Genomic DNA, 5528 nt, shown 5'->3' on the forward strand with positions numbered 1-5528 from the left:
CTGATCACTCCCAGGCCTGGTACTTTTTGATTGACAAAAAGTCTAAAAGTCTTACCCAACAAGGTTTTTAGATTTATTCAGCAGACCCTAACTAGGGTTTGCGGCAAAAAGTTTGTTGGTTAGGTCAGGCGGTCGTCTCCGAGGCTGCGAGGCAGGAGTTTCAGGCTTTGTCGCCCTCTTTTTTTGTATTAGTCTTTGTACTACAAGAGTGGTAATGCAAGGTTTTTGAAGGTCTCAATCCTACCTATTTTCGCAGCATGAACATCGGATTTTAACAGGTCAAAAGCCTTATTTTAAAAGGGTTTTACCATATATTTAGCAAACCCTAACTAGGAGACCAAAGAGCATCTTTCCCCTCTGGTTTAGGATAGTGGGGTGATGGGGAAGTGGGGTGTGGGGAGAAACAATTCATAACTTGAGAGTTAATCACACTCTTAAAAACGGATTTGGTATTAGAGGATTCAAAGGCATCAGGAATGGTTAAAAATCGTCAGCTATCCCCTGCCATATCAGATTTAGGAGGGCGTTCTTTTCGAGATATGCTATCGGCAAAGTCCGATAAATATGGGCGTGATTTTCGGATAATTTCTCCATGGGAATCGACTAGCCAACGATGCTCCTGTTGCGGGAAAAAGGCGTTAAATATGCGTGAGTGGGAATATCTTTTCTGTGGAACTTTCCATAATCGAGACATCAACGCCGTGGTAAATATCAAGGTTGCCGGTGGGCAATCGGAGACTTGAAACGAACGTGGAGGAAAGCGCAAGAATACCGCTAAGGTAGCGGCATCGCGTGAAGCGTTAATCCAGCCGAAGGTCGTTCAATTAAGTTTGTTCGAGCTGCCAGTCATCACCGCTGGGGCTGGCGGTGATGATGTCAAGCAGTCGGAAGCAACTCACAAACAGCTAATTGAAGCTGCTTCGTTTAACCCCGGCGGCGAGTCTTGCTGATTAAGCCTCCCAGTCCTAGCAGTCCCAGACCCAACAGGGCAGAGGGTTCGGGGACGCTTTTTTCGCGTTGTATGAAGTCGTTGGAGAGACTGTTAAGGATACCATTGGGATCACTAACCGAGACCGTGTCTCTGACGAAAAGTTTCCCGATACCATGCGGAACTTGAACGATGGTACCAGTAGAGTTAGTGGCGCTTGAAGCCGTCGAGGTTCCGATCAACCCCGTCCCGAAACCACTTGACCAAGCCGTCTGATCCAGTAAGATACCTAGGTCAAAGCCGCCCGTTGCAGTATAGCCGCTACTGAAACGTGAGAACTCCTTCGTCAAACTTTCATCAACGCCGATGGTGAGGGGGTCATCAACGATCTCGACCGTGTATTCTAGGATATAAGTACCCGAAGCCTGGGTCAGAGTGGGCTGTGGTCTGTAGGTTAAGGAGTGTACATCGAAATTGGCCAGAACGGTTTCCGAAATTAAAGTACTCCCGTTATCTACAGCCGCTGGAGATGAGCTGTTGAATGTAAACAACTTGTCCCCTACTCGGCAAGGAGTAGTCTTGAATGCTGACCACAATTGTCCCAATGATGGACAAACCGCCACCTGGGCTTGGGCGGGGGCAGTGGTGACTACTAGGGAACCAGCGATCATTCCTAGTGCTCCGGCGGTGCAGGAGGCTAGGCTTAAAGTGGATTTGAAATTCATTAGCTTTGTTGTGTCTTAATTAATGATGTACATCGGTCTTCAAAAGCGTCCTATTTGTGGCCTTCAACGGACAACACAGACCCCTGACTCGAAAGAGATTAGCCACAGTATTTTTCTGTTTACACTTTGAATCACCGGTTATTTTAAGTCAACTACTTAAAAATGTCAACCTTATGACTTAAATTTGGATCCTTAGCACTGCCAGAGGCATAAATTCGGGCATTATTTACAGTAAAGCCTGCTAAACCAGTTGTTGCGTGGGTGCAGGGTGTGGGGGGTGGGGGAAATTTTTGAGACTTTCGGCAAAATGAAGAGAGGAAAGTAGGATTAAGCTGTTGGTAATTTAAATTGCTTGGGCCAGACGAGGCAAGAGGCAAGAGGCAACAAACAGTAAAGCGATTGGAGGAGATTCGGCTAATCTAAGAATAAGCGGTTTAAATACGTCTTAGCTTAAGGGAACGGGGTTAAATACAGAAGCCAAAAACCTGACTATAGCAGTTTTCATCAGAATGAGGCAGCTGACCAACGACTGCTAACCCCAGCAATAAACTTTTTCGGACTCTATTTAGGGAGATGGAAAGCCGGCAGACTCTCGAATTCTCGGGCCCGTTGACGCATTTGCTGACTAATGCGATCGCAAACCACCTGACAGAGATCATAGATGACGGGGTCGGTAATTTGATAGTAAACACTGACCCCTTGGGGTTGCCGCGAGATAATTCCCGCTTGGGTTAAAGCTTTCAGGTGTTTGGAGAGATTGGCCTGACCTAGTCCGGTAGCTTCAGCGATTTCTTTACCATTCATCGCGCCTAATTGCAAGCAACTGAGAATCTGTAGGCGACTGACTTCCGACAGGACTTTGAAATAGTCCGCCACCGAAGCGAGGACGACGCTAGAGGTTTGGGGGGAGAAACTGTCTAACATAGGTAGGTAATAAAGTGACCAGTTAAAAAGGCTGACAATAGGTTATCGTTTAAAACTTTATAACTATTGACTACTATAGTTTAACTGGAGGGGTAACTAGAGTCTAGTCGGCAAACTCGATCGAGATTGGGTCATTCAGGTATCTGCTGTTGCCTCTTGCCCCTTGCCTTCTAACTCCACCAACAGACTTTTTCAGCAAACCCTAACTATAACCGAGCATGGTAGTGATTAACTTCCGGACCGTAGTGCTAGGATGGTTCTCCAAATTGCTTGGTAAAGCCCATTCTGAGTCAAGATAGGACATTTTCAGTAAATCTCTCACTTGTTTTGATTTAGCTTGTCCTGTACTTTGAGCAACCCCAAAAGCCTGATAAAGTTCTTTGGCCGAAATGTGGGGATTTTGAGTAGGATCGAAGAGAAAATTGACCATTCCTAGGGCGTGAGTAATGCCGGCAGCCCAGGAATTAGCCTTACCTTTTTCTAGAGGAGAGGGACGCTTACGAGCTAAAGTTGCGGTTAACTGGCGAATAAGTTGGGCGTATTCTTCATTAAGATATTGAGCGGCAAATTTATCAGTAATATCGATAATTTCTTGATATTTGGCCTGCATTGCCTTGGGAACATTTTCCGATTTAGGAACAGCTGGAAGCGTTTTTTTCAATATTGCTGCCGCTTGCTGTTTGGCGCGTTGTTCAGCATTATATTTTTCTTGAAAAGCTGTTAACCCTTCCTGACTGGTGATATCAAAACCCTGCTGATGCGCTTGTAATAAAAGATTTTTCATAAAACCGCCACTACTGGGATTGTTCATCAGTTGACTAAAGCGATCACCTAATTGCTCTAAGTATTTAATAATAGCCTTAGCCTGAGTTAATTTATATTCTCGTCCCAAAAATTGCCAAAAACTAATTAATTCAGGGATAGCGTCTTCGGTTTCCGTCGGATCGAGGATAGTAATTTTGCGTGGTAAAATCTTCTCCATTAAGATCTGCACATATGCTTTAGTCATGGTAGCAAGGGTATAACCTTCATAGAGATAACCCAACTCGACAAAGGTAGCAATCCAACCACCACCTTCTTCTTTTTCTTGATAATAGGACTCTCCCTCTGGCGAATTGATATATTCTTCGATCGCTCCAGTAATATAATCTTCTAATAAGGGTTCGGCTTCATCGTAGTCTAAATTATCTAATTGTCGGATATTAAAAGTCATAACTCTAGTTTTCCTCCGAGGCTTTCCTTTAATTTTAGGGGATTAGCTGACCGACAGGCAAACTGACGCTAAAATAGTCTTTGCTGTCTGGGGTTGTTGCTTGCTCCTGACGGTGGTTGTAACCGGTAACTGAACATGACTTCGATTCGTCAACTGCATCAACAACTCGTTAATAAAGAAAAAACAGCCGTCGAAATCGCTAGAGAATTTCTCGCTCGTATTGAAGCGATCGAACCACAAGTAAAAAGCTTTCTCCATTTAACTCCGGATTTAGCCCTCGCGCAAGCCCAAAAAGTGGACGAGAAAATCGCCAGGGGTGAACCCCTGCATCTGTTAGCAGGTATTCCCATCGCATTAAAAGATAATCTCTGCACCAAGGGTATCCCCACCACCTGCGCTTCTCGGATTTTAGAGAATTTTGTCCCCCCCTACGAGTCCACCGTTACCCAAAAATTACGGGATTTAGGGGCAGTTATCGTCGGTAAAACCAATTTAGACGAGTTTGCCATGGGTAGTTCCACGGAAAACTCCGGTTATCACGTTACGGCTAATCCTTGGGACTTATCCCGGGTGCCGGGGGGATCTTCGGGGGGTTCGGCTGCGGCTGTGGCCGCTCAAGAATGTGTGGTCGCCCTAGGATCGGATACCGGTGGCTCAATTCGTCAACCGGCTTCATTTTGTGGCGTTGTCGGGCTAAAACCGACCTATGGCTTGGTTTCTCGCTTTGGTTTGGTGGCTTACGCTTCTTCTCTCGATCAGATCGGTCCCTTTGGCCGTACAGTGGAAGATGCGGCGATTTTATTACAAGCGATCGCAGGTTACGATCCCCAAGATTCTACCAGTCTCAATCTGCCGATTCCCGACTATAGCCAATTCCTGAAAACCAGTTTAAAAGGGCTAAAAATTGGCGTAATTAAGGAAACTTTCGGGGAAGGTTTGGATCAGGTGGTGGCAGAGGCAGTTAATCAAGCTTTAGAGCAGTTAAAGGCCCTCGGTGCTACGATTAAAGAGATTTCCTGTCCCCGTTTCCGTTACGGATTGCCCACTTACTACATTATCGCCCCCTCGGAGGCATCAGCGAATTTAGCCCGTTACGATGGGGTTAAATACGGTATTCGGGAAGATGCCGATAGTTTAATTGATATGTACACCAAGACTCGCGCTCAGGGTTTTGGTGCGGAAGTCAAGCGCCGGATTATGTTGGGAACCTATACCCTCTCGGCGGGTTATTATGATGCTTATTACCTGAAAGCACAAAAGGTGAGGACTTTGATCAAAGAGGATTTCGATCGAGCTTTTCAATCGGTAGATGTGTTAGTTTCTCCCACTTCACCGACCACAGCCTTTAAAGCCGGGGAAAAAACGGCGGAGCCTCTGAGTATGTATTTATCGGATTTAATGACTATTCCCGTCAATTTAGCCGGTTTACCCGGGTTAAGTCTTCCCTGCGGTTTTGATGGGCAAGGTTTGCCGATCGGTTTACAATTAGTCGGTAATGTGTTGCGCGAAGATCAATTATTTCATGTCGCCCACGCCTACGAACAAGCCACCGATTGGCACAAACGTCAACCATCTTTTACAAATTGATACAATTGCCGGTGGCTATCTTTTGCCGATAGCCATCAAGTAAAAATCGGCAACCCCACAAATAGTTAGTAAAAGTATAGTCAAATATAGACAGACTGAATTCCATTTCAGAAATTCCCTTCACTTTTGCTTCGAGAGATTAATTCTCCTT

At 45.5% G+C, this 5528-nt stretch carries 4 protein-coding genes and 1 pseudogene; 2 read left to right on the top strand and 3 right to left on the bottom strand.

The genetic code is table 11. The annotated features are described in order from the left end of the window. Positions 1 to 446: 446 nt before the first annotated feature. Positions 447 to 854 (top strand): annotated as a pseudogene (locus BGL89_RS19335) (zinc ribbon domain-containing protein); the annotation flags it as partial. A 70-nt stretch (positions 855 to 924) separates the two neighbouring features. Here the strand turns inward: BGL89_RS19335 and BGL89_RS19340 are convergent. The 3 genes from BGL89_RS19340 to BGL89_RS19350 form a co-directional block, all read right to left on the bottom strand. Further along, entirely contained in the window at positions 925 to 1653 is a 729-nt protein-coding gene (locus BGL89_RS19340; RefSeq protein ID WP_286827150.1) for a PEP-CTERM sorting domain-containing protein, read from the bottom strand. 561 nt (positions 1654 to 2214) lie between these two features. Beyond that, positions 2215 to 2577, bottom strand: coding sequence for an ArsR/SmtB family transcription factor (locus BGL89_RS19345; protein WP_002738764.1), 363 nt, complete (start codon positions 2575 to 2577; stop codon positions 2215 to 2217). Positions 2578 to 2779: 202 nt separating this feature from the next. Next, a complete protein-coding gene (locus tag BGL89_RS19350) occupies positions 2780 to 3790 on the bottom strand; it encodes a DUF6398 domain-containing protein (RefSeq protein ID WP_286827151.1) in 1011 nt (336 codons plus the stop codon). Between the two features lie 135 nt (positions 3791 to 3925). Here BGL89_RS19350 and gatA point away from each other — a divergent pair, with 135 nt between their 5' ends. Then, complete coding sequence (gatA, locus tag BGL89_RS19355; RefSeq protein WP_286827152.1) at positions 3926 to 5377, top strand: Asp-tRNA(Asn)/Glu-tRNA(Gln) amidotransferase subunit GatA; 1452 nt, start codon at positions 3926 to 3928, stop codon at positions 5375 to 5377. Positions 5378 to 5528 lie beyond the last annotated feature (151 nt).

Origin of the sequence: Microcystis sp. LSC13-02 (genome assembly GCA_002282935.1) — a bacterium.
GTDB lineage: Bacteria > Cyanobacteriota > Cyanobacteriia > Cyanobacteriales > Microcystaceae > Microcystis.

Bases quoted from the DNA above. Each gene is read 5' to 3' on its own strand.
- gatA (WP_286827152.1), top strand. From the start codon at position 3,926: ATGACTTCGATTCGTCAACTGCATCAACAACTCGTTAATAAAGAAAAA.
- BGL89_RS19345 (WP_002738764.1), bottom strand. From the start codon at position 2,577: ATGTTAGACAGTTTCTCCCCCCAAACCTCTAGCGTCGTCCTCGCTTCG.
- BGL89_RS19350 (WP_286827151.1), bottom strand. From the start codon at position 3,790: ATGACTTTTAATATCCGACAATTAGATAATTTAGACTACGATGAAGCC.
- BGL89_RS19340 (WP_286827150.1), bottom strand. From the start codon at position 1,653: ATGAATTTCAAATCCACTTTAAGCCTAGCCTCCTGCACCGCCGGAGCA.